Genomic DNA, 22,659 nt, shown 5'->3' with positions numbered 1-22,659 from the left:
ATTTCCACCTAGGTCTTGAGGCGTAGCTAAACTAAGACTATTAAAAAGCTCTGCAGTACTGCTTCCAAAAAAATAGCGCAAAAAATAATTAGAGAATCGAGTATTGCACTAGGAGAAGAAAATCCTATCCAGCTAGTGCTGAGGTGACTGTACAGGCCCGATAAGCATAAGAAGAGGCGCGCCAGGGGCGATTTCTCCTACCGTAGTGGCTATCCTTATGACCTCGAGGGACTAGGAGTCGAAGCCGAATCACACCATATATTAAGTAAAGTAATAATGGAAAATCTAACAGACTATCTAAATAACCATCTGCCCCGGGGAGCATACGTAAGTTTAATAGTTGATTCCCCAGCTGATAAGCTTTATGAGAAATTCGATTTTGAATATAACGCTCCCCAATCTGTCGGGATGTATCGAAATTAATATAGTTTTAAAGAATACATACTCAGAGCCAAAGAACGCTGAGTTTTTGGTTGTCATTCAAGTTTTCTAATAATGTCAATATCTCTTCTTTTTTGCTACTTACCAGTTAGGATGGCCTTGTATACTTAAAAAACACACTTTTCTACTCATCTTCCTTCTGTGTGTTTCTACCCACTCTTCTCTGTTTTTCGAGCATAAACCCCATAATTAGCTAAGTCGTATTTACTATTTTTTGAAAAATCAAAAAATTAAAAAGACTATTTATAATCGTGGTGGTAAATTAATAGTGTGGTAGATAGTAAATTATTTACCTAAACTTTCATTTTCAATTAAGGGGTGATTTTGTAGATTTCAGATATTGACAAATAAAAAGGAGGTTGGAGCTTTGCATTTCAAAAATACTAAGAATGTCGTTTTTGTTTTACTATCACTGGTATTACTATTATCTAACTTATTAATCGGTATAGGTACAGCGAGCGCTAATACATATGAAAACTCTAAACTAAAGCCCTTTAGCAACACAGTAAAAAAGAAACTGGATGTAAGTAAATATGACCCAGATGAAAAGGTGCGCGTTATTGTAGAACTCGAAGGTACTCCTGCAATTGATTACGCCACTAAACAAGGTGTTATGTTTAAAGAACTCTCCAAATCAAAACAATCGGAATTACAAGCAAACGTTAAAGACCAACAATCCGATTTCCTATCATCTATTAATAAAAAACGTGTAAAATTCGACGTTGAAAACTCCTTTACAGTAGTCGCAAATGGGGTCAGTGGTGAAGTAAAGGCTTCAGACATATCAAAAATTGAAAGTATCTCCACTGTTTCATCTGTATATATCGCTAATGAATATAAGCGACCGGAAGTAAAACCTGAAATGGTATCCAGTGGTGATATCGTTGAAGCAGAAGAAACATGGGTCAAAGGATACAATGGTACAGGTACAGTTGTTGGTATTATTGATACTGGAATTGATCCCAGCCATAAAGATATGGTTCTAACTGATGAAAGCAAAGCAAAGTTAACAAAATCGGATGTAGATGCAAGCATTTCTAAAAATAAATTACCAGGAAAATACCATACAGCGAAGGTTCCATACGGATACAACTATTATGATAAGAATCAAGAAATTCTTGATCTTGGCTCTGATGCATCCATGCATGGTATGCATGTTGGTGGAACGGTTGGAGCAAATGGATCCAAAGATGCTGGAGGCATTAAAGGAATTGCTCCTGAAACACAATTATTAGCTTTAAAAGTATTTGGTAATGATTCAGAAATGCCTTCAACATGGGGCGATATTTACGTTAAAGCAATTGATGATGCCATTTTGCTTGGTGCAGATGTGTTGAATATGAGTCTTGGATCAACTGCAGGATTCCAATCTCCTGAAGATCCTGAGCAAAAGGCGATTGAAAGAGCTGTTAATAACGGTGTATTAATGGCCATTTCAGCGGGTAACTCTGCTCAGATCTCTGATGGATACGCAGATCCTTTTGCAACGAACCCTGATATCGGGCTTGTAGGATCACCAAGTGTTTCCAAAGATTCCATCTCAGTTGCTTCTCTTGAAAACACACATGTATTTGTAGATAAATTTGAATTTACGATTGGTGGAACGACATACTCAGCTGGATATAAAACACAATCCTCTCCTCTACCATTAGATGTTTTCGGTACAACTGAAAAAGATGTTGTTTATGTTGGTAATGGTCATCCAGATCAATATCAAGGAAAGGATGTAGCTGGTAAAATAGTTTTTGCTGTCAGAACAGCTGCTACTCCAAACTACGGTGAAATCCAAAAGCAAGCCGAAGCTGCCGGAGCCATCGGTGTTATTATCAGGGGAACTCCTGCACATGGAGATTTTGTCAGCATGGCTCTAAACAGCCCTACTATCCCACTGGTTTCACTGCGAGTAAGCGATGGTACTATGTTTGAAGAAAAAATTAAAGCAGCTGGTGATGTAGGTGTAGTTAAATTCACCGGGGAAATGATACAACTAGAAAACGGTACAGCCGGACAGTTGTCTACCTTCACTTCATGGGGAGTAACACCAAACTTAGATTTTAAACCTGAAATCACAGCACCAGGTGGAAAAATCTATTCAACATTAAATGATGATAAGTATGGAGTTATGAGCGGTACATCCATGGCTGCACCGCATGTAGCAGGCGGATCTGCCCTTGCGTTGGAATATGTAGAGAAAAATTTTCCAAATCTTGAAGGCAAGGATAAAGTCCAACGTGCGAAAACTTTATTAATGAATACATCTGAAACTATTAAAGATCCTCTCGGTACAACCTATTATTCACCACGTCGTCAGGGTGCCGGGGTTATGAAATTAAACTCAGCAATTACTTCCCCAGTTTACGTGGTAAATAAAGGAACGGATGATGGAAAAGTTACATTAAAAGAAATTTCCAACGATAAGTTCTCTTTTACACTGACTGCTACTAACTTCAGTGAGAAAGATGCAACATACACAGTTGATACAACTGTACTATCCGATGCTCTGTACGAAGCAGGTGGATATACGTTCAATGATCTGACACCACAGGAAATCAAAAAAGCAATTGTTACATCCGATAGTGAAATTACTGTTGCAGCTGGTAAATCTAAAGATTTTACAATCACAATTGATTTAAAAAATGCAAAAGCTGATTTAGAAAAAGCGATGAAAAACGGATACTTTGTTGAAGGCTTCGTATTCTTAAAAGCTAAGAATCTCGAAGACTCTCTACCTACTTTATCCATACCATTTGTTGGATTTAAAGGTGACTGGAATAAACCAAACATTATCGATCCAATGAATAATTCCGTCGATTCATTCTATGGATATACAGGTCTTGCCGATTCTAATACCGGTGAATTTTTAGGAGTTAGTCCATTCGATAAGAATCAAATTGTTGATCCATCTAAAATAGCTTTTTCACCAAATGCTGACGGTCATTATGATGCAGTGGCCCCTGCCCTATCATTTTTACGAAACAGCAAAACGGTGGAATACAGTATTACCGATACAGATGGTAAAACATTGCGTAAAATAACTACTGATAAGTACCAAAGAAAGAACTATGCAGCAGACTCTATCGTAACATTCGAGCCATACTTCACTGAATGGGATGGTAAAGTAAATAACAAATCTGTTGAAGAAGGACTGTACTATTACCAAGTCAAGGCAATAATCGATTACGAGGGCAAGGAACCTCAAGTATTTAAAATGCCAATCCTAGTAGATAATACAGAACCAACTGTGTCTGATCTTAAATATGATGATGCAACAAAGACAGTTACATTTAAAGCTGAAGATACAAATTCAGGCGCAGGACTTCAATATATCGAGCTTTCCGTTAACGGTAAAGCACTGAAAGATTATGTAGCACCAAACAGCACCAACACATACAGTGTCAAATTATCCGACCTGAAGTATAGCGATGATACACCAGTAGAAGTGAAAAACGGTGACAATATCAACGTAGTTGCCCATGACTATGCTGGGAACCGCGGTGCTAAATCATTATTGGATAAGACAATTCCTTATATCAGTGTCATAGAACCTGCACCACTTGGAATCTACAATGAACTTGAAGTATTTGTCTTCGGATATATAACTGACGATTCTGAGATAGATTATGTATGGGCTGAATATGAAGGGAAACGCCAGAACCTTATAATTGAGTTGGATGAAGAAACTAAGGAGCCTTATTTCTTTGATATTTTTGAGTTCTCCAAAGAAGGTAAACATGATATTCGATTCTATGGAGCAGATGTAGCCGGTAACAAGATTGATTTCAACAGAGAAATCTTTATTGATACTAAAAAGCCAACAATTGAAGTTGACTACAAGGCATTCTCCACAGGTGATAGCCAAAAAGTTAAGGTCAAAGTTGGTGATAACTACAATGCTCTTCGACTAGTCGTTAATGGAAATGAAGAAATAAACACATTTAATGATTTGGGTGACTTACCTGTTTACGCACCTTACTCTGTAACTCAGGAAATTGAACTTCCATTAGCGGAAGGTGTGAACGAGTATGAATTCGTGCTTGAGGATATAGCAGGGTACCAAGTTAAGAAGAAAATTGAAATTAATAAGGTGCCAATTCCTGTTAAGCCATCCGTAAATGCTGTAACGGATGCCAGCACAAAAATTACGGGAACTGCACCAACCGATTCAAAAGTAACCATTACAGATAAAAAGAACTTAACACTAACAACTACAGCGAATGATGGTAAATTCTCGATAGATTTAAAAACGAAGCTGAAAGCCGGTACTAAATTATACGCTACTGTTACAGATCCGAAAACTGGATTAGTGAGCGAAGTAACAACGATCACAGTAACGGATAAAACAGCTCCTTCCGCTCCTTCTGTCAATGCTGTTTCAGACAAGTCTACAACTGTAACAGGTAAAACGGAAGCTGGTGCAAAAGTAACAGTTAAGGCTGGTTCTAAAACTCTCGGTACAGCTACTGCCAATAGCAATGGAAACTACACTGTAAAAATCAAGAAACAAAAAGCCGGAACTTCCCTTTCTGTAACAGCATCAGACAAAGCAGGTAATATAAGCAAAGCGAAAACAGTTAAAGTGGCAGATAAAACAGCTCCTTCCGCTCCTTCTGTCAATGCTGTTTCAGACAAGTCTACAACTGTAACAGGTAAAACGGAAGCTGGTGCAAAAGTAACAGTTAAGGCTGGTTCTAAAACTCTCGGTACAGCTACTGCTAATAGCAAAGGAAACTATACAGTCAAAATCAAAAAACAAAAAGCTGGCACTTCCCTTTCTGTAACTGCGAAAGATAAAGCTGGCAATACGAGCAAAGCAAAAACAGTAAAGGTAGTAGATAAAACTGCTCCATCTACTCCTTCTGTTAATCCAGTAAAATCAAGTTCTACAAAAGTGACAGGAAAAACAGAAGCCGGGGCTAAAGTAACGGTCAAAGCCGGTTCTAAAACTCTTAGCACTGCTACGGCCAACAGCAAAGGGAACTATACCGTTAAAATCAAAAAGCAAAAAGCCGGTACGACTCTTTCTGTAACTGCCAAAGATAAAGCTGGCAATACGAGCAAAGCAAAAACGGTTAAAGTGAAAAAATAAGTAAAGCAAAAAGGTGCCCTGGCTTGTCGCCCAGGGCACCTTTTATTTTTACCTAATAATCTGTCTTTTAAAGCTTCGATTCATTCTGATAGAAGATGAAACTACTGTTATACCAAGAGGGATTTGTTCATGTTAGATATGTTCTTATATAATTGGCAGGTTAGAGATGAGTGGTTTAATTGGTGTAACAGTACCCAAAGAAGAACTGACAAAAAAACGCATGGGTGGAATGGGTAGTATTCCACATAATTTATATCATGTCATCGATTGCGAACAAATTTGGATTAATATCTCACCAATACATGCCAAAGGAGCTTTAACTCCTGTAGCACCTCTTTGACAGTTCCATAATCAGACCAATTCTCAGGATAACAGCACAGGTCTTTTGCTGCTGAACCAATTACGCTTGCATCAATATAATCACAATTAGTTATTCGTTTTGCCAGATGAGGCATTTTCGCTCCTCTGAAATCTGAAGGGACGTCCTTGCTATTAAGTTTAAAGCCCTTTCTCCAATATAGGCTGATTGAATACTGTCCGCAAAGCTACTCTAGCATATTTCCGATTTCAGTAGCTTGAAAAGAATCATCAGCCACAAGTGCATCAACATCCTTTTCAAGCGATACTTCCCCGTGTACTTGTGCTTCAATGTAATAATCCAGATTGCGATTAGGTTTTCGTTTCACAAGGTCTGATTGTATATTATATAGGTTGGCCAAATAACTTATTAGCTTAGGTGGTCGTAATTCTGATTCGCCAAGTACAATTTCTCTGGAAAATGACTCTTCTAAAAGCGCTGCCAAAATTAAATCGAATTCTTGATATATCCCTTTTTCCTTTAATTCGAGGTGTGAGTCCATATATGTGTAGGTAGAACGATAGGAGACTTTCGGAGAAAGCAGAAAACAACAGGAACCAAAACGTGGTGCAGGTCCATCAGAATGTAACATAACATTCAATGCCCCATATTTAGGATGTTCTTTATGGCTTGTGCCTTTAAACTGATAAGCTCCTCCAAACATTCTTGTCTCCCAAAGATCACGCTCACCCCCTTGATAGGCAGAGACACTTCCATTTGAAATGAATGTTTCAAATTGACTCTTGTATACACCCTCATTGAATAAAGATTCAGCCACGCTTATCCGGTTGTGAGTGAGCCGATCCGGATGAAAATGCAAGCCAATTCTTGCGTTATTCTTCATATTATTAACCGCTTGCTCAAATACTTCTGTTGATATATTTGACATCGTCAGTACATGATTAAGAGTTCGTTTTGCATCTTTTTGTAGTTTTTTTGAGTATGCTTCAATATACTGAATCGCCTATCGTTGAAATGCTGTTAACATCTATTCCCCTACTTACCAAAACATAATTACAGTGCATTTTGACAAATATTTTGGCTATTTTAACTCCATACTATAAAAACAATGGATAAAATATACTTCACTTGCAAATTATGCATCCAATTGATATATTAAGTTTTTGTGTAAAAGTAACTTTTTTACTATTCTCAGACAGAAAAATACTAACCAGAGGTGACATAATGAATTACTTATGGGGAATGCTCGGGATTATCTGTATTTTAGGAATCGCCTTCCTTCTATCAACCAACAAACGAAATATTAATATTCGAACTGTAGTTGTAGCATTGGCTATTCAAATTTCTTTTGCTTTTATTGTTTTAAAATGGCCACTTGGACGTGCAGCATTTCAGAAAATAACCGATGTTGTGAATAACATAATCGGTTACGCAAATGAAGGAATAAACTTCCTGGTTGGCGGTCTTTATACACCACAATCAGGCATTACAACCGTTTTCTTATTTAATGTTTTAGGAATCATCATTTTCTTCTCTGCTTTAATCTCTGTTTTGTATTATTTGGGGATTATGCAATTTGTCATTAAATATGTAGGTGGCGCTCTTGCAAGACTATTAGGCACAAAAAAAGCCGAGACATTTAATGCAACAGCTAATATATTTGTTGGGTGTACAGAAGCACCTTTGGTTATAAGGCCGTTTATAGATAGATTGACCAATTCCGAATTATTTTCTGTTATGGTCTGTGGGTTGGCTTCAGTATCAGGTAGCGTACTTGTAGGATATTCTTTATTAGGTGTTCCCTTAGAATATTTGCTAGCAGCAAGTATTATGTCTGCACCGGCAGGACTATTACTTTCTAAGATCATGATACCTGAGATGGAACACAGTCAGGAAGATGCGACAGGTTTTGAAATGGAAAAGGATGAAGAGGCAGCCAATGTAATAGATGCAGCTGCTAACGGAGCATCAACTGGGCTTCAATTAGCACTGAATGTTGGAGCCATGCTGCTTGCCTTTATCGCTTTAATTGCTCTGCTGAACGGTCTGTTAAGTTTCGTTGGTGGATGGTTTGGATTTGATCAGTTATCAATTGAATTACTATTAAGCTACATATTTGCTCCATTAGCTTTTGTCATTGGTGTACCTTGGAATGAAGCCTTGACAGCTGGGAACTTCATTGGTCAAAAGCTTGTTATAAATGAATTTGTGGCATATAGTAATTTTGCTCCAATGATTGACTCCTTATCAAATAAAGCCGTTGTCATTATTAGCTTTGCACTCTGTGGATTTGCAAATCTTTCTTCTCTTGGTATCTTACTTGGAGGACTTGGAAAGTTATCTCCAAAGAGGAGACCTGATATCGCACGATTAGGCATTAAAGCGATCATAGCAGGTGCACTGGCATCCTGTTTAAGTGCTGCAATTGCAGGAATGATTATTGGGTAGGAAATAATCCGGATTTTTAAAGCTTAGGATATTAAATACTATGGCCTCAAGTGATTTTAAGACTTGAGGCTTTAATTTTTATGAAGCACTAGCAAACATCATATACCTGTTCTCAAATCTCTTTTTAATTCTATATCCCCGATATTTTCCATATCGCAAGTGAAATACATTATTTTAACAAATTCCCCACATCCAGTATAGATGAAATAGTTACGGAGAATGACAAATATACCAATGATTTTTCATATTATTTTACCACCTTCTTCCATGTATATTTCTAGTTAATAGTTAAAATCTTTGTTGATACAGCATGTTATACAACCATGATTAATAACCAATAAAAAGGAGGCATTCTAGATTTGAAAAAAAGATGGTTCTCTCTATCTGTACTATGTGGAATTATGTTACTAACTGGAACCTATGTAGGTGCAAAAGGATGGTATGAAACAAAGCCTGTACCAAAAGGAGAAAGACATCAACTTTCTGAAATTATTCCCCCAAAAGCAAAATGGGAAAAAATCGCAAAAGGCGATGAAGGGTTTATTGAAGGAATAAATTTCGACCGCAAAGGAAATATCTGGCTGGTCAGTCCAACAACCGGTGAACTTCTCACTATAAAAAAAAATAAAATAGAAGTAGTAAAACAATTTCCCAGTCCTGTTGGTGCAAAGTTCCATAAGGACGGAAGGTTATTTATAACAGATTTAACCGGGGTTATACATGCCTATAATCCTAATACGAAGAAAGTACAGTCGCAGTAGATTCTTTTAATGGGGAACCTTTAAAAGGGCTGAATGATTTAGTATTTGATGAAGATGGGGGCCTGTATTTCACTGAACCAATGGGTTCTAGTGCAACTCACCCCGTCGGTCGCGTTTTTTATCTTCCTCCAAATAGCAATGAAGCGCAACTGTTTGCCGAAAACATAGCTTATCCGAACGGGATCGCTATCTCCGCAAATCGCCAACGTGTTTATATCTCTGAGTTTAATAAAAACAGAGTACTCTCTGTCCCTTCCAAAAATGCCCTTTCTTCACCTGAAACTGCTTTTATCTTTGGGCAATTTGAGGGCGGAATCGGTCCTGATGGCTTAGCAGTCGATACTGAGGGAAATTTATATATAGCTCATTTTCAAGCCGGTGAAATTGTAGTCCAGGACTCAGATGGATTTAAATACGGGGTTATTCGTCTGCCTGTCGGTGCTGGAACATTTATAACTAATCTAGCCTTTCATGACGGGTACTTGTATATTACTGAATCCTCAAAAAATGAAGTGTGGCGAATTCCTGTAAAAAAAGAGGGATCACAACCATATGGATTACAATAGAAAGTAAGTAGCCCATAGCTGAGCTTTTTAACACACAATTTCAAACCTAGTTCAAATACAAAAAGGAACGCCTTAGATGGGCGTTCCTTAAAAATTTTCTATTGATTATTAATGAACGCGCACAACACGTCCGTTAAATTTTTGTTTCCAGTATCCTGTTTTAAGGCTGGCAATTGCTACACCAGTAGAGCTTTGGGAACCGATGAATTTTCCACCGCCAACATAAATGCCGACGTGACCGTCTTTTTTATACGTATCGAAGAAAACCATATCTCCCGGTTGCATTTGGCTTGTTGGAATCTGTCTTCCAGCATGTTTCAGAGCATCTGTGCTCGCTGGTACAGAATATCCACCTTGTTTAAATGCCCAGCTAACAAAACCGGAGCAATCAAAGCGTCCTGCTGCAATATCAGCTTGAGTTCTTCCGCCGCCGAATACATATACGGAGTTCCCAATATATTTATTGCCTGCAGTTATAACGGTTTGAATATTTTTATTTTGGGTAGAACTATTAGTAGAACTTGGCTTCTTATTAGAAGAGTTTGAATTAGCTGGTTTAGAGCTAGTTTGTTCGTTCTTCGAAGTGTTTACAGCTTCTTCTTTAGAGCTGGAATTCACTTTATTTGTTGTTTCATTCTTAGTTGAAGAGTTTGTTTCTTCTTTTTGAGTATCAGCGATCTTTTCAACTTTCTCTTTTACATTGGAAGTTTCTTTTACAACAACTGGCTCTACCACAATATCGATATTTCTTGCTTTAGCATCTGCTAATTGACGTTGACTTTCTTCTTCCTTAACTTTAAGCTCTTTCTTCAAAGAGTTTGTTTGATCTTGTTGTTGCTTAATATCCTGCTGCATACCAACAAGCTCAGTTTTCATATCCTTTAAACCAGTAAGCTTTTCTTCTACTGTTGCTTGTTTATCCTCAAGTTTAGTCTGATCCTCTTGAATTTCATCGATCAATTGACGGTCCGCTTTAACAATTGTTGAAACGGCTCCGATTCGTTCAATAAAATCTCCAAAACTAGTAGATCCAAAAATGACTTCTAAATAGCTGACGTTACCATTTGTTTGTTGGTATGTAACAGCACGCTTCTTTAAAATTTCTTGGCGTTTTTCATTTTTTTCTTCCAGTTCGGTAATTTCATTATCTAAAGTCTCTACTTGTTTTTCCGTTTTGACAATATCATCTTCTGTTTTATTAATCATGTTCTGATTATCTTTAACAGCCTGGTTGATTTGATCAATACGAGTATTCAGAGTAGAAATTTCAGCTTGTACCTCATTTAAAGCAGCTTGAGCTTTATCAACCTCAGCTTGCCTGGCCGGGTCTTTTGCAGCACTTGCTGATGGAATGCCTATGTAACTGCTGAACCCAAGCAATAAAGCCGTACTTAGCGCAATAATTCTTTTATTCATCATTAAGATATTACCTGCTTCCTAGTTTTTTTAATTTATCGGGTCTTTCATACCATTTCTATTTATCTATTTATCTAACATGGATAAGTATATCATGCTAATTTAACAAATAAGTTATAGTAATATTACAATTATGTTTCAAAAACATGTTACAAGTTTTTATTTTGTAATAATAGGGTATAAATAACTTCGATTCTATAAAAAAACTTACAAAAAGTAATTTATTTAGTAAAATAAATGTAAATTACTTTTAACAGAAGAAGAAAATTAAGCTAAAATCCACTTAAAAATCCCGTGATTATTGGCGAATCAAATCTAACTTATTATTTTAATAAAACATCTAAACTATCTAAGTATTTTCTATTAATCCTCTTATTTCCAGATTTCTAATCTATAATTCCCATTCTAATAGCCTTTACAGCTACTTCTGTTCGATTTTTGGCATCCAGCCTTCTCATAATGATTGAAATATAGTCTCTGACTGTATACTCACTTAAATAAAGCTGAACAGCTGCCTCTGTTGTAGACGCTCCTGCAGCCAATAACTTAATAATATCAACCTCACAAGGAGAAAATGATAGTTTACGATTTAAATCATTCTGTGTTACAGAATTTTCAGGGTTCGTAAACCTAAGCAACAGCTCTCCTGCACTTTGCCCAAATTTCATTAATGCGGGATACAAGCTCCTATCTCGCTCAAATTTCCGCCCTGGCCCTTTATCTAGTAAAATGCCGCCAATCATCTTACCTTCTTCCGGAACATAAATAGGGACAATTAACATGGATACGAGATTAAATTGCTTAATAAATTTTTCAGGAAAACCGTATGTGGCATCCTCTATAAAAATAGGCTGAAAATTACGCAGCTCATTTCCTGCTGGTTTTAATTTATTCAAATAATGTGTCAGTGCAGGAATGTTTATGATTTGTTCCTGATTATCTATATGGTGGGCGTATACTCCTATTGCTCAGGTGTAGGTGGTCAGATGGAAGATAGCAGTGAAGAGGAATTAAAGGATATTATTAAGAGTTTACAAGAGGGGACTAAGAAGAAACAAACAAGTCAGAGGAGCAAGATAAAGAAGAAACCAATAAAGAGGAAGAATCGGACAAACCTTCGGGCGATCAGCCTGCAGCTGAACCTGAAACACCGGAAGCTGAGACACCGGCTATCGAACCTGCCCCAGATCCTATGTACCAACTGAACCAGAAGAGGAAGAAGACAGTGAAAATCCGGATGATGGTGTAGAAGAACCTGATCCTCCTGTGGACGATGGCACAGACGAAACTGAAATACCAACTCCGCCACCTGCTTCATAAACTACTTATCTATCTAAAAAGGAGCTGTCGAAATGAATCGACAGCTCCTTTGTCATGACGGTTTAAACGAACTTACATTTGGAAAGAGATAGGGTTGAACGGTCGTATCACTTCTTACAAACAACGGATGCAGGGGATGCCCCTCTCTTGTTGTACCCAGGCAGTTAGGATCATATCCCTTAAACCAGTCCGATAATAACTGATAATCTTTGTGATGGATGGTACAGTTTTCTCCCCAGCCAACGATAATTTCAGAACCGCTGTGTAAGGCATTTTCTAAATAGAAGCGGTTTTCAGGACCTGTAGCCTCCTCCAAGGACAGATTCCTGAGATCTCTCCATTCCCTGCTCCGATAGGCAAATACATTCACCAATTCCACAGAACCGCAATCTAATTTCTTAGCAAACGAAACACAACGCATGGTCGTCCGGTCATCCACTCTGTCATCAGCCTCGCTTGGGTGTAAAAGAACAAAGACAGCTTTTCTTAAATTGTAATCATCCCATTCCCTCTTTAGGGAATATCGATAATTTCCTTTTATAATGGCACTCCTTTTCAATCGATTTCCCCCTTTCCGTTCCTATTATTATGTATAAGCTCCTCAGGTGACTTTTATGATAAAACCGGCCAACAATCATTGAGAACAATTTTGTTCCATTATTTTATTTGGAGCTTGACTTGCTTTTTGTGGGTAAGTGGGTAGGTGTCTAATTCAATATTAAGAGGACCCTTAATGATTTCTTCTGGTTTATAGTAGAAGCTTATAGCGTCTAAACCGTCTATTTCCCAGTACTCCGCTTCCCCTGTTGAAATTTCTTTACCTGTTCCATCATTTATCATTCCACCGCCAGAAACAGTATCTTTACTCTTGGGGATTTTCATGAAAATATACACCTTATTTTCTTCTATCTTAGAAGATTTCACTAATCCATCCGATGGATATTTCAATAGCCTGCCTGTTTTTTCATCAACTTCAATGATTAACTCATCCTTATCTAGAGCATGAATACCATCGAATAGTAGGTACAGCTTCTCGGGTTTCCGAAAATAATTACTTTCTATATAGATTTCACTTTCTTCCTCATTAAAATGACTGCCAGTAGATCCCCATATCTCACCTTTATCATCCATTAGCCTAACATGATTCAAATGAAATATTTTTTTTGTATTATTCGGATCATATTTTACGTCAACCCTGACACTTAGTGGATCAATTTCTACTTTTCCAAACGTAATCCGCTGATTGTCTATGGTCACTGTTTCATCAATGGCCATCTGTTTATGCTGACCTTTATACAAGGAATGATCTATTTTCAAAGGGAACTTAAATGGACCTATTAAGCTAGTGTCATTTTTCAGATGGACTTTTAGTTCTATTTCTTCTCTATCTTCAAGCTGATGCACTAGATTAAAATCTAAGGAGCCGAACCCATTTTCATGAGCTGAATAGGATATGGATTGCTCGACACCGTCTCCGTCAATCAATAGATCGGGAAATTCTATTTGTATATCATCCCCTGCTCCCTCTATATGATAAAAAACAACCATCCTATGCCTATCAACAATTAAGGATTCAATCGTTACCTTATACCCATCCTTCTCTTGCGTCTGTCCAACTGACTGTAAAAAATCATTCTCCACTGCAGACATATAGCCTTTATCGTTTCGGATTAGATTGATAATTTTTTCTGCGCCCGGTATAGAAGAAAGGGCATTTGCAAAGGACGGTGACACTCGTACCAGGCTAATGCAAAACAGGAGTACAATAGCAGCCGCTGCTAATCCTGTATATTTTATAAGTCTTTTTCTCTTCTTGTGTTTGGCTTTACTAAAGCCTGACTGAATGGCTGCGGAAACTTTTTCGTTTGGTACAGGCACATATTCCATTTGTTTTTTTAAATCCAATAATTCTTGTCTCTCTTTTTCATACATGGCGGGTACCTCCCGATTCCTTCATTAGTTCCTTGAGCTTCCGAAGGCCTTTGTAAAGTCTTGTTTTAACCGTACTTTGTGGGCATTCACATATATCCGCAATCTCACTTATGGATAGGTCCCGTAAATACTTTAATACGATGATTTCACGTGATGGTTCATCCAGGAACATGAACGCCTCTTCTATTTCAAGCTGACCATAATCATCCGTATGGACCATTTCCTGTCCAATGAAATGATGGTGTATTTTTTTGGCCTTCAATTCATTTGAACAAACGTTTAATAAAATTCTTACAAGCCATGTAGAGAAATAGGATGGCTCTCGCAGCTTTTTAATTGAACGGTATGCTCGAAAAGTCGTTTCCTGGATAGCTTCCAGAGCTTCTCCTTCATTTTTTAAATAGACAATGGCCATTCGATACAGCTGTTCCTTATGAAGATCTAATAAAGTTAAAAATGCTGTATCATCCCCTTTTATAGCCCTTTGTACTAAAGAAGCATCTTCATGCATGCGGCTCCCCCCTGTTTTCTCTCTACTTATTAGACTGTTTATCCTAGAAAAAAGTTTCAATATATTATAAAAAATACCATAATTTTATAGTTTTAAGATTTATAGCATAAATAAAAGACCTCAAAATCAAGAGGTCAATAATTAAGAATCTAATTAGAGGACATAAAGTATAGAAGTGTTATCAATGGAAATATCATAAATAGTATATTTAATATCTGAGTGAACCATAGAAACAAAGTCTTTTTTTGGGCGGTTTTATTGATATATAGAAAAGAAGCTGCACCTATAACACAGGGGATCAAGCCTAATAATGGATATCTTTGAGGAGTTGAGTTAATCGATTGGATAAGGGCCATTATACATACCACCAAGCTTACCCCCATTAAAAGCGCTGGAATCCATACTTTGTTTCTTTTCATTCCCAATACCATCCTTTCTGCGGAACAACTAATATTTCATATAAATTGATTCGTTTAATCCCATTTTATGTACTTCACTTTCTAATAAATCCTTCTCACTATAAAACAAAATAAAAAATGATTGGTAAAGTGATTAAGCTAAGTACTGTACTTATAAATGTACAAACCGAAACAAATTCCGGCTTTGTATTAAACTGAATGGCATACATCGTCGTATTTGCAGCAGCAGGCATTCCGGCCATGATAATCATTAATTGTTTAAGCAAGGTATCGATTGGCAAAAGGGCTGAAATTCCCCACGCTACAAGGGGCGCCACTGCCAATTTAATGATTAGTGCATACGTAACCTTTTTATATTCAATATTCTTAAGACTGATTTTGGCTAATTGCATACCTAAAACAAGCATGATTGTCGGAATAGCCGCGCTTCCAACTAAATCAATGGTAGTCATTAAGGAATGGCTGATGGTAATACCCGTGTACTGAAATAACAGTCCAAAAATCGCTCCATATGCAACAGGCATACGTAATACAATTGCAAGTGTATCTCTAATCCCTCCGCCTATATCACTTCCTCGCGCCGCTACATATACCCCAATTGTAGCCATCACGATACTTTGGGTGACCATTAAGATGATGGCGTAATCAAATCCGGCAGCGCCAAACAATAATAACGCAACAGGTGTTCCATAATTACCATTGTTCATAAAAACCGAACCAAGAATGAGCCCACAGGTTTCCTTTATGTTGTATTTATTTATAAAAGCGATAAAACATACAAAGATCATAAGTGCTAAACAAAGCCCAAACGCGTAAATAACAATATAAAGATAATCTAAGGTCAGTTCATTAGTATAAAACGTTTGAAACACCAGTAATGGTGTCATTAAATAAAGGGACATCGTTGAGATCGTTTTTGGATCAAATCCTATCTTCTTCTCGCCTATATATCCTAAAGCAAATATAACAAATACCGGAATCAATACATTAAAAAACTCCATCTGCTTACCTTCTCTCTGGTTGAAACTATCATCTTTCACACACCATTATACCAATTCCTTCCTTTAAAACTTCAAAATATTTTAAATTTTTTAAACAATATTCTCTTTTACCTATTTATCTATTAAAATAGAAATTATTGGAACTTAATTAAAGGAATCAGGAGGCATTATGCAGTCTTTTAAAAATTTGTTTAGTCCATATCGAGGCTTACCCAAAGAAATTTATATTATATTTTTTGCTCGAATTATTAATAGTCTGGGAGGGTTTGTACATCCGCTGCTTGTTTTAATCCTCACTCAGAAGATTGGCATGGATAGTGCCCAAGCAGGACTATATGTAACTTTAGTCAGTGTTATTTCTGCACCAAGTATGATTTTAGGCGGAAAGCTGGCCGATACCTTGGGAAGAAAATTTATTATTGTTGTTTCGCAAGGTCTAGGAGGCATAACCGTTATATCCATAGGTTTAATAGAGCCTTCGATGACCATGGCCTATTTGCTCATGCTATCATCACTCTTCTTTGCTTTGTGCTCACCTGCCTACGATGCACTATTGGCGGATTTAACTACCCCCGAGAATCGGAAAGGTGCTTATTCATTAACCTATATGGGTTTTAATTTAGGTTTTGCGGTTGGTCCAATCATGGCCGGTCTACTATATAAAAATCATTTAGATCTTGTTTTCATCATTGATGGGATCGCTACGCTCTTAGCTACAACATTAATTTTTATTTTTATAAAAGAGACAAAAACCAAACATATTTCGGTAACAGAGAAAACGGAAAGAAAGCTTGAGGAGCATGTAGAAGGATCTGTTTTTAAAGTACTGAGGGCAAGACCAATATTAATTATGTTCGCTTTTATTCTATTATGTATCGAATTTGAATACGCTCAATGGGCATTTACCATACCGCTGCATTTAGAGGAGTTGTTTAATGATTCTGGCGCAGCCTATTACGGAACACTTGCCGCATTTAACGGTATATTGGTTATCTCGTTTACGCCGATTATTACGAAACTGACAAATAAGATAAGGCCTATAAAAGTGATAGCCACCGGAGCCTTGTGCTATGCTTTTGCCTTTGGTATGCTCGCCTTCACCACGATACTTCCCTTCTTCTATGTATCTATTTTCATCATGACCATTGGAGAAATCATGATTGCAATCAATGCTTCGACCTTTATAGCTAATCAAACACCAGCTTCGCACAGAGGCAGAGTCAGCAGTATTCTCCCACTGATAATTGGCGCCGGATATGCAACAAGCCCAATGATTATGGGAAGCTTTATTGCAGCATACTCGATTACATCTGCCTGGATGGTAATTGGATCCCTCGGATTCATTTCAGCAGGACTCATGTGGCTGCTTCAGAAGAAAGATCTAACCAATCAGCCTGACACCGACCATGTGAAGGTTGGTGCTTAATCTAATCTAATAACAGAGAGGGGGCAATCACATTCTCTTTTCATGATGTGATTGCCCCCTTAAATGAATAATAGTTTCTCCCCCATTACCGGATTCTCTTCCTGAACTGACGTTTAATTTTACAGACCATCAAACTCCTTTCAAAAGAAAACCAACAGGCCCTGAGATAAAAATTAGATTATAAATGATTAAAGGACCAATCGCGGTCCTTTGATTCAAGATGTCATAATATGTATAAAGATCATAGTTGAGATTGAGATTTAGCCATTGATATATCCTCTTTTGAAACGATTTCCCATCCATTGGCTGTAAGCTTATTTATATAATCATCGAATCTAATTTCCTCTAATTCAATTGCCATCGGACTAAGAGATACATAGCATTCATTCTTCTCATAATTAACCGTCACCTTCACAACCTCATATCCGTTGTGAAATCCCTGATCAAATCCAGGATCTTCAATAATGTCTCCTATTACCGGACGGAAAGATGACTCAACTGTTTTCATCATCATTTCGCTTCTACTATTTTCTTTATCCTTGGTAGATGTTAAAAAGACGTATAATTTAATTTTCATTTCTTCTCTCCTTCCAAATTTGGTTTAAAAAACTTTAAAGGCATATTCAATGGTGATTTCATTGCACGATTGGTACTTTTACAATCACTCCCTACGAATTGTAAATTTAATGATAAACTTGTGTACTGAATGGATCGATTTGTTGCTCACTTACTCTTGCGCGAACTTTTGAGGTCTCAATAATTTTATAATTACCATGTCTGACAACTGTTCTCGTTGTGTTGAGTTTCAATTCGTCTGCATATTCTTTAGAAATTTCCACAATACACGAAGCTTCCCTCAGTATTATAATTTCTCCAAAGATAAATAAATTTCCTCTTTTAAAATAAATCACATCACCTATTTCTCCCTGTACATATTGATCCCTATACTCGAAATCCATTTCACTACTCACCGTCCATGTTTTTATAATCAATCAATTAAAGATATATGTCATTGTTACTATCGACATTTTATTATGTATTTTTACACTTTTTTTATTTCTATAATATGGCTAAAAATATACAATCGTACATATCTTTAATTTATAATAAACATATCGAGTTTTAACAGTTAACAAGGTAGGTGCAAGTATGGATCAGCAACAATTATATTTTTCAAGTACAATTGGCAGTCAAAAGCCTGAAACTATCCGTAATAAAACAGCAGCCTGCCCCTTTTGCCAAAGAGATGAGCTTACCGATATTCTTGAGACAAAGGGAGATATTATTTGGTTGATGAATAAATATCCCACTCTTCTGGATACCTATCAAACGGTCATTATTGAAACCAATCAATGTCACGAAGATATAAGGGGATATGAACAGAAGCATATGCGTGAATTAATTCGCTTCAGTATTGCTAAATGGCTTGAAGTGGAGAAGACTGGTGAGTATGAGTCCGTTATCTTATTTAAGAATCATGGTCCCTTTTCAGGCGGCAGCATTCAGCATGCCCATATGCAAGTGATTGGAATGAAACATGTAGATTACCATAAGAATATGGCAATGATTGATTTTGAAGGCACAGAGGTATACAAGAAATCCGGTATTGAGTTAAATGTATCAAAGTATCCAGTTATCGGTTTTACTGAATTCAATTTAATATTGAACACATTAGATGAGATTGATGATTTTGCTGATAAACTTCAAATCCTGGTCCGTTATATTTTGGATGGTTTCCATAAGGGATGCACCAGCTATAACCTTTTCTTTTACCATTTTCATGACTTGATTATTTGCAAGGCCATCCCACGCTTTGTTGTATCTCCCTTGTTTGTCGGCTATAAAATTCCACAGGTACTTATGGAAGATCGGCTTGATATCATTAGGAAAGATTTATCCAGATTACTCACCCAGACTTAGGCTATCGCAAGGCTCCCTCCCGTCATAACCGGGAGGCTTTTTGAATTCCATCATTCATTACTGATATAGCAACCAAAATACGACCTGGAAATTTGGCTTTTTCAATCCTAAACCTCCCACAGAATGAGTTAGATGACGACAAACGTAAAAGCACTCTTCCAGAGCCAACTCCCGTATTTATAATGCATGTAATCCAATTTCCACAGCAAATAAGGTCGAGTCTCAAGCCTATGGCCATCAACAGCGACCGGCCACTGATTATCACCGATTTTTAACTGATCTATACTATGCATTCCATCCTGCGTATAACCATAAATTCTGATCCATCATTGGCTAGGATGATTTCGATATTTTGGTAGGGTTGGGCAATTATTTTACTTTGCTTTTCCACATAATATACTCAATTAATGCCCGATACTCATCCATTTGTTCTTTATCAATTACGGTTGTCTTTAATTCCTCGATTAGGTTGATTAATTCCTGATTCATATTTTGATTGGTTTCAACACCTTCTTGTACGCGCAATAAAGTTTTTAAATCTGCATTTAAAACAAACGCTAGCCTTTTCAATACTTCAATTGAAGGATTTTGATTCACTCCCCTTTCAATATTGCTTAAATAGGATTTAGATATTCCGGCATTTGCAGCTAGCTGGGTCAGTGTCATTCCTTTACGTTTACGTATTTCCTGTATATTTCTTCCTATCATTTTCTCTACCTCTTTAGCTCAGATTATTTACTTCATTAAGACCATCTGCAAACAGTTAATTACTTTTTCCATATCCTCTTCTGCCATGTTGGTACCTTGCTCAAGGCGAACATTAGGTTCAGCTCTTTGGAAAAACCGGTCACGTGCAAAGGTTGTCTATCCATCATTTTTTCTCCTTCTGATCCCCCATTCTTTTAGCAAAGGTTCCCACCACTGTGTATCCTTCCTTCCCATTGGCTCCAGTTACAAAATATAATCCACTCCGCAGCCAGGCATGAGCCTTCATCTTTCCTTCCTTATCTCTTGCTGTTGCCATATAAAGAGTACTTTCAATGCCACGCCGCTCGAGCATTCTCATTCCTGCAATCGCCATAACAAGACATTTACTTTCCCAAAACGTATATCTACTCATCGTCTCCAAACTTTTGGACACTAACTCCAGGATTTCAGTATGGGCTGGCACATAAGTTAATGAGGTCTCTTCCATCTTTCTGCCCAATTTAGGCGCAATTTTAGAAAAGGGCAGACTCTTTTGTATCCGGGCCACTCCCAAGGAACAATAAGCTTCTGCATACATCATGAAGGTTTTACTATCTATGGACAGCAAGGTTCGAGCTTTCTGAATGAGGTTCATAAACATAACTCCTTAGGAAGTAATGGTTTAGTCAATTAATTCTTCTTTTTTCAACATATCCAGGAAATGAACGAACCTGACTTTCACATTCTTCAGGGCTTCCGTCATACTCTTCTGTTAATCGATCCACAAGCTCATCGATACTTAGGTTCATTCATTAGTTCCCAGGTTAAGCCTCCGACTTCACCGAGATTATAATATTTAACATTATGGACGCTTAACATCACTTTCTCCCCATCCATATCACTGACTACATTCCTTTTGGACATAATAAAAGTTGATATATTAAGATTTCTATCCTTCAAGCTAAATTAACTCTGGCAACTTCACTTTTGATTGCAAATCCAAACGCCTGGTACACCATCTGCTTCAATACCTGAATCAACTTCATCACTCCAATTTTAAAAAAAGCCCTATACGATAAATTTGTATAAGGGCTTTTTCCTTCTCTACACAATCAACTTCCTCTGTGACCACCGTTAACTTGCCCACCATCAAAAGTTATTTTCACATGAAGAACCTCAACTCAAGATTCGTTTTTGACATACTTTTTTCTCCTTCACCCCTGATGTATCGTTCTTTATTTAGAACACATGGAGCAAAGCAGGCCCTTTTCATCCTATTATTGTATTGAGTTTATCTATCTTTTATAGATATAATCCTAAACTACAATCAGTTCTCTCAAACTTATAGATATAATTCATAGATCAATAGTCACTAGTTCTCTATAAAGAACTGATGTATACTAAAAATATCATTTTTAGTAAATTATGTCAAACAAATTCACTAAAGATTTTATAATTTTTAGTATGCGCAAAAAGATCAACTGAATGATAAATTTGCTTTCAAAATCGCCAATTATTAGACAGATCTTGGTGATGATTATTACAGACTTTACTCTGAAGAATGTCAGACAGATTCATGAGGACTAAAAAGGCTATGTTCCTTCTCTAATTTAAAGGATCGCTTTGTGTATTTATATAGAAGAAAGATCCTACAACAAAAATTCATCTTGACTTTAACTGACTTACCCTTTATATTAATTATTGTAAATTAATTAGTATTCTGATTCCGTAGCTCAGCTGGGAGAGCACCACCTTGACAGGGTGGGGGTCGCTGGTTCGAACCCAGTCGGGATCATACTTTTTAAGAAGGCTTAAACCTAGATGTATCAAGGGTTTGAGCCTTTTTTCTGTTTTTTAGTTGAAGTCTCATCCTCTTGTAAATAGCCAAGTACCTTTGTTAGGCTCTGCTAAAGGAGAGAGTATTTTTCCATTGCCATCAATCTTCTTCTATTTCATAAGTTAAACCTTTAATTGCATTGATTTTGGCTATTTCATTTTTATCAGATGTCATTATATAGCACTCTGATTCATGAGAGTTAGTTGCCAGCCAGTCCTCTCCTTCTTTAATAAATGATAAATCTCCAGGTAAGTTAGGGAAAACCCAACTAAATAGAGAATTGGATAGTTCCAAAACTGTTGTTTTTAGCATGTTCATCTGTGGAAAAATAGTATACTTTTGCAGTTTGATTATCTTTTAAAATGTTACTTGCCCATTCAGATTGCTCTTTCATAAGCTTAAATGATGGATCAAACTTTCGTAGAATGGGGGCAAACTTAGTTAAGTCTCCCATATCCTTTCTAAGAACTAAATGAAACTCATCACATATATCAAAGGCCAATTCAATAAGCTCACGGTATGTATTTCCAGACGGATTCTTTGTAATTTTGAACATAGATATTACCCCT

18 protein-coding genes, 1 tRNA gene and 2 pseudogenes are annotated in these 22,659 nt (G+C 37.0%); 8 read left to right on the top strand and 13 right to left on the bottom strand.

What is annotated here, in order from left to right; translation table 11 throughout:
- Positions 1 to 808 precede the first annotated feature (808 nt).
- Positions 809 to 5,527, top strand: a complete 4,719-nt coding sequence (locus AC4G3O_RS07890; protein WP_491136033.1) for an Ig-like domain-containing protein — start codon at positions 809 to 811, stop codon at positions 5,525 to 5,527.
- Positions 5,528 to 5,693: 166 nt separating this feature from the next.
- Positions 5,694 to 5,867 carry a hypothetical protein gene (locus AC4G3O_RS07885; protein ID WP_491136187.1) on the top strand — a complete coding sequence of 58 codons (174 nt, stop codon included), beginning with the start codon at positions 5,694 to 5,696 and terminating at the stop codon, positions 5,865 to 5,867.
- Here AC4G3O_RS07885 and AC4G3O_RS07880 read toward each other — a convergent pair.
- A pseudogene (locus AC4G3O_RS07880) lies at positions 5,812 to 6,846 on the bottom strand (DUF3626 domain-containing protein). The gene AC4G3O_RS07885 and the pseudogene AC4G3O_RS07880 sit on opposite strands and share 56 nt — an antisense overlap.
- Positions 6,847 to 7,070: 224 nt before the next feature.
- Between AC4G3O_RS07880 and AC4G3O_RS07875 the strand changes: the two are divergent.
- The 3 genes from AC4G3O_RS07875 (at position 7,071) to AC4G3O_RS07865 (ending at position 9,621) form a co-directional block, all read left to right on the top strand.
- The gene (locus AC4G3O_RS07875; RefSeq protein ID WP_139891366.1) at positions 7,071 to 8,294 is read left to right on the top strand and encodes a NupC/NupG family nucleoside CNT transporter; all 1,224 of its coding nucleotides are present in this window, start codon (positions 7,071 to 7,073) and stop codon (positions 8,292 to 8,294) included.
- 359 nt (positions 8,295 to 8,653) lie between these two features.
- Positions 8,654 to 9,055 carry a hypothetical protein gene (locus tag AC4G3O_RS07870; protein ID WP_491136032.1) on the top strand — a complete coding sequence of 134 codons (402 nt, stop codon included), beginning with the start codon at positions 8,654 to 8,656 and terminating at the stop codon, positions 9,053 to 9,055.
- 29 nt (positions 9,056 to 9,084) lie between these two features.
- On the top strand, positions 9,085 to 9,621 hold the full coding sequence (locus AC4G3O_RS07865; protein ID WP_491136178.1) for an SMP-30/gluconolactonase/LRE family protein: 537 nt from the start codon (positions 9,085 to 9,087) through the stop codon (positions 9,619 to 9,621).
- A 108-nt stretch (positions 9,622 to 9,729) separates the two neighbouring features.
- Here the strand turns inward: AC4G3O_RS07865 and AC4G3O_RS07860 are convergent, their stop codons facing one another.
- The 6 genes from AC4G3O_RS07860 to AC4G3O_RS07835 form a co-directional block, all read right to left on the bottom strand.
- Positions 9,730 to 11,040, bottom strand: a complete 1,311-nt coding sequence (locus AC4G3O_RS07860; protein WP_491136031.1) for a C40 family peptidase — start codon at positions 11,038 to 11,040, stop codon at positions 9,730 to 9,732.
- Positions 11,041 to 11,423: 383 nt separating this feature from the next.
- Positions 11,424 to 11,933 carry a response regulator transcription factor gene (locus AC4G3O_RS07855; protein WP_490551894.1) on the bottom strand — a complete coding sequence of 170 codons (510 nt, stop codon included), beginning with the start codon at positions 11,931 to 11,933 and terminating at the stop codon, positions 11,424 to 11,426.
- Between the two features lie 476 nt (positions 11,934 to 12,409).
- Positions 12,410 to 12,916 (bottom strand): DUF1643 domain-containing protein, encoded by a 507-nt coding sequence (locus tag AC4G3O_RS07850; RefSeq protein ID WP_066101187.1) that lies wholly within the window; start codon positions 12,914 to 12,916, stop codon positions 12,410 to 12,412.
- Between the two features lie 98 nt (positions 12,917 to 13,014).
- Positions 13,015 to 14,289: a DUF4179 domain-containing protein gene (locus AC4G3O_RS07845; protein WP_066101189.1), complete on the bottom strand. Its 1,275-nt coding sequence runs from the start codon at positions 14,287 to 14,289 to the stop codon at positions 13,015 to 13,017.
- On the bottom strand, positions 14,282 to 14,800 hold the full coding sequence (locus AC4G3O_RS07840) for a sigma-70 family RNA polymerase sigma factor (RefSeq protein ID WP_491136030.1): 519 nt from the start codon (positions 14,798 to 14,800) through the stop codon (positions 14,282 to 14,284). The genes AC4G3O_RS07845 and AC4G3O_RS07840 overlap by 8 nt, the downstream gene beginning before the upstream one ends.
- A 517-nt stretch (positions 14,801 to 15,317) precedes the next feature.
- Complete coding sequence (locus AC4G3O_RS07835; protein ID WP_140461186.1) at positions 15,318 to 16,220, bottom strand: AEC family transporter; 903 nt, start codon at positions 16,218 to 16,220, stop codon at positions 15,318 to 15,320.
- A gap of 169 nt (positions 16,221 to 16,389) precedes the next feature.
- Here AC4G3O_RS07835 and AC4G3O_RS07830 point away from each other — a divergent pair, with 169 nt between their 5' ends.
- The gene (locus AC4G3O_RS07830) at positions 16,390 to 17,646 is read left to right on the top strand and encodes an MDR family MFS transporter (protein ID WP_140461185.1); all 1,257 of its coding nucleotides are present in this window, start codon (positions 16,390 to 16,392) and stop codon (positions 17,644 to 17,646) included.
- A 241-nt stretch (positions 17,647 to 17,887) separates the two neighbouring features.
- Here the strand turns inward: AC4G3O_RS07830 and AC4G3O_RS07825 are convergent, their stop codons facing one another.
- Together AC4G3O_RS07825 and AC4G3O_RS07820 are read right to left on the bottom strand one after the other, a co-directional pair.
- On the bottom strand, positions 17,888 to 18,223 hold the full coding sequence (locus AC4G3O_RS07825) for a hypothetical protein (protein ID WP_066101207.1): 336 nt from the start codon (positions 18,221 to 18,223) through the stop codon (positions 17,888 to 17,890).
- Positions 18,224 to 18,329: 106 nt separating this feature from the next.
- Positions 18,330 to 18,605 carry a DUF2187 family protein gene (locus tag AC4G3O_RS07820; RefSeq protein ID WP_066101210.1) on the bottom strand — a complete coding sequence of 92 codons (276 nt, stop codon included), beginning with the start codon at positions 18,603 to 18,605 and terminating at the stop codon, positions 18,330 to 18,332.
- A 190-nt stretch (positions 18,606 to 18,795) separates the two neighbouring features.
- On the opposite strand from AC4G3O_RS07820, the gene AC4G3O_RS07815 reads away from it, so the two are divergent.
- Positions 18,796 to 19,566: a DUF4931 domain-containing protein gene (locus AC4G3O_RS07815; RefSeq protein ID WP_066101215.1), complete on the top strand. Its 771-nt coding sequence runs from the start codon at positions 18,796 to 18,798 to the stop codon at positions 19,564 to 19,566.
- Positions 19,567 to 19,935: 369 nt separating this feature from the next.
- Here AC4G3O_RS07815 and AC4G3O_RS07810 read toward each other — a convergent pair whose 3' ends face one another.
- From AC4G3O_RS07810 to AC4G3O_RS07800, 3 genes and pseudogenes are all read right to left on the bottom strand, one after another.
- Positions 19,936 to 20,274, bottom strand: a complete 339-nt coding sequence (locus tag AC4G3O_RS07810) for a helix-turn-helix domain-containing protein (RefSeq protein ID WP_066101217.1) — start codon at positions 20,272 to 20,274, stop codon at positions 19,936 to 19,938.
- 163 nt (positions 20,275 to 20,437) lie between these two features.
- Positions 20,438 to 20,908 (bottom strand): lasso peptide biosynthesis B2 protein, encoded by a 471-nt coding sequence (locus AC4G3O_RS07805; RefSeq protein WP_066101218.1) that lies wholly within the window; start codon positions 20,906 to 20,908, stop codon positions 20,438 to 20,440.
- A 31-nt stretch (positions 20,909 to 20,939) separates the two neighbouring features.
- Positions 20,940 to 21,177, bottom strand: a pseudogene (locus AC4G3O_RS07800) (lasso peptide biosynthesis PqqD family chaperone).
- A gap of 798 nt (positions 21,178 to 21,975) precedes the next feature.
- Between AC4G3O_RS07800 and AC4G3O_RS07795 the strand changes: the two are divergent.
- Positions 21,976 to 22,048, top strand: a tRNA-Val gene (locus AC4G3O_RS07795).
- A 310-nt stretch (positions 22,049 to 22,358) separates the two neighbouring features.
- Here AC4G3O_RS07795 and AC4G3O_RS07790 read toward each other — a convergent pair.
- On the bottom strand, positions 22,359 to 22,646 hold the full coding sequence (locus tag AC4G3O_RS07790; RefSeq protein WP_254654680.1) for a hypothetical protein: 288 nt from the start codon (positions 22,644 to 22,646) through the stop codon (positions 22,359 to 22,361).
- Positions 22,647 to 22,659 lie beyond the last annotated feature (13 nt).

Source organism: Bacillus sp. z14 (2026) (assembly GCF_058313575.1).
This window is presented reverse-complemented; position numbering and strand designations above follow the sequence as displayed.